At 55.8% G+C, this 582-nt stretch carries 1 protein-coding gene; it reads right to left on the bottom strand.

The window, feature by feature from the left end; translation table 11 throughout:
- Nucleotides 1–189: 189 nt before the first annotated feature.
- The coding region (locus tag HMPREF0298_RS12600) for a hypothetical protein (RefSeq protein WP_211205446.1) at nucleotides 190–582 on the bottom strand (393 nt) is incomplete at its 5' end.

The following is a 582-nucleotide window of genomic DNA, read 5'->3' as shown; positions in this document are numbered from 1 at the left end:
GGAAGGATAGAAGCCGACGAAACTCCGGAAAATGGATGGAGGCAATACGAGGTTTCACGTGAAACAATCACCGGCCGACTGGTAGTAATCCAGTCGGCCGGTGATTGTTAGCTGGCTATCCGAAGCCTCGGCACCCCAGCGACATCGTCATCCCTTAGTGACCTTGACGACGCGATTCGGCGCATGTACTTAACCTTGAGCCGAACCGTTGAGGAGGTCACGCAACCACGAGAAAATGTCGATCGTAGATCCATCCTCGGTAGCTGGAACCTCAGTGACACGATTGGAAGCGGATCCAGTTACAGCGCTTTCAACGGTCAAACCCTTGGCCGATCCGCCCTCCACAGACCCAAATTGGAAACCACCGTCGGTGCCGATGGCGGAGCCTACTTCAGACCCCAATGCCGCGAGCATACCCGCCAATCCCAATGAGGACAAGCCGAGGAGGCCTACTGCCTCAACATTGAATGAGGAGCCAGCCATAAACGAAGCTCCAAGCGAGGACAGAAGTGCCGATTCGTCCATGGCACCGTCAGAGGAGCCGCCGGAGGAACCATTAGACGACACATCGGGAGAAGTGAA

Source organism: Corynebacterium lipophiloflavum DSM 44291, assembly GCF_000159635.1.
Classification (GTDB): Bacteria; Actinomycetota; Actinomycetes; order Mycobacteriales; family Mycobacteriaceae; genus Corynebacterium; species Corynebacterium lipophiloflavum.
The sequence above is the reverse complement of the archived record's forward strand: the minus strand, read 5'-3'. Positions and strand labels throughout refer to the sequence as shown.